The sequence below is a fragment of the Estrella lausannensis genome (assembly GCF_900000175.1).
In the GTDB taxonomy this organism is placed as follows: Bacteria; Chlamydiota; Chlamydiia; order Chlamydiales; family Criblamydiaceae; genus Estrella; species Estrella lausannensis.
Genome location: NZ_CWGJ01000023.1, coordinates 1 through 1,697 on the forward strand (window position 1 = coordinate 1; position 1,697 = coordinate 1,697).

Here is a 1,697-nt window from a genome sequence, read left to right on the forward strand (position 1 = left end):
TCTCAGCCGTCAACGACGCTCCGATCATAACCGGGCCAAAATTAGTTGTTATTAGCGAAGATACGTCTGTTACTTTTGATCAGGAAAAAGAGAATACGATTGAAATTTCAGATGTCGACCAAGGAGATAATGAAATTAAAGTGGTGGTCTCCTCTACTAATGGTTTTATCAAGCTCTCTTCAATTGAGGGTATTAAAATCATAGAGGATGATTCCAGCAAGGCAGGGACAATAACGTTCATTGGTTCGGTTGACAATGCCAACAAGGCACTCAAAACTCTGATCTATAGCCCTGATCCCAACTACAGTGGATCTGCTTCGCTTCAAGTCGATGTTTATGAAGAAGCGAAAGGTACTGAACCGAGTACAAGTAAGTTTATAGAAATTCAAGTACAACCTGTTGATGACGCTCCATTAATTAAATCGCCAGAACAGCTTTCCATGCAGGAGGATAGTTCATTTGTATTTAGTGAAAAGTCAGAGGCAAGTATTGCCATCTCGGATGTAGATAATCTTAAAGGGATCTACGAGGTAACTCTTTCCTCAGAGAATGGTCAACTGGCATTTAAAGACATTAGCAATTTAAAGCTAATTGATGGCGATTTTAAGGGGTCATATGTCGTGTTTTCCGGAAGTTTGCCGGATATAAATCATGCTCTTGACAATCTCACATTTAATCCAAATGCAAATTACAACGGCCCAGCAGCGATACGTATAGATGTCATGGATACATCTGACCTCGAAGCAAAAAGCATGGATTCTAAAGTTATTAGTATCGACGTGGTTGCAGTTAATGACACTCCCGTCAACCAGGTTCCTGCGACAGCTTCCGTCAATGAAGACTCTCTACTGACTTTCTCGGCCGCCAATGGCAATCAGATCTCTGTAGGTGATGTAGACGCAAGCTCAAGCACCCTTCAGGTTACTTTGACATCAGCCAATGGTACCATGTCGTTAAGTCAAACGAACGGTTTGACGTTCTCTACAGGTACCGGCACTAACAGCTCAAGCATGGTCTTTACGGGAACGGCTGCCAATATCAACGCCGCCTTGAACGGACTTACCTTTTCTCCTTCAGAGAACTTCAGTGGCACAGCCAGCATCAGCCTGACAACAAATGACCAGAGCAACACCGGCGCTGGGGGGGCGCAATCGGATACGGATGTGGTTTTGATCACAGTCAACGCCGTTAATGACGCACCTGTGATCAGTGCTCCTGATTCAGCATCTATGCTTGAGGATTCTTCAATCATATTTAGTTCGGTCAATGGCAATAGTCTAAGCATATCTGATGTCGATATTGGAAACGTTGATATTCAGGTGGTTATTTCTTCTCAAAATGGGGTGTTGAGCCTATCTCAAACGAAGGGGCTCATTTTTGTTCAGGGAAGTGGAGGTGGCGACTCCATAATGGTGTTTAATGGAAAAATCTCCGACGTTAACTCTGCTCTGGAAGGGCTTACTTTTACACCGAAAGAAAATTATAATGGTGAGGCTTCGATCACGCTGTTTGCCAATGATCAAGCGACAGGTGGAGATGATCTATCCGATACGAAGACGATAGCTCTCAGCATCGAAGCGGTTAACGATGCCCCAGCTATCAGTGCACCAGAGCAAGTATCTACCCTCGAAGACACTGCCCTCATACTGAGCCAGGATAATGGCAACAGCTTGATCATTTCCGATGTCGATGTCGGG

General features: G+C 44.3%; 1 pseudogene. It reads left to right on the forward strand.

The features are described from left to right. A pseudogene (locus ELAC_RS11755) lies at positions 1–1,697 on the forward strand (Ig-like domain-containing protein); the annotation flags it as partial.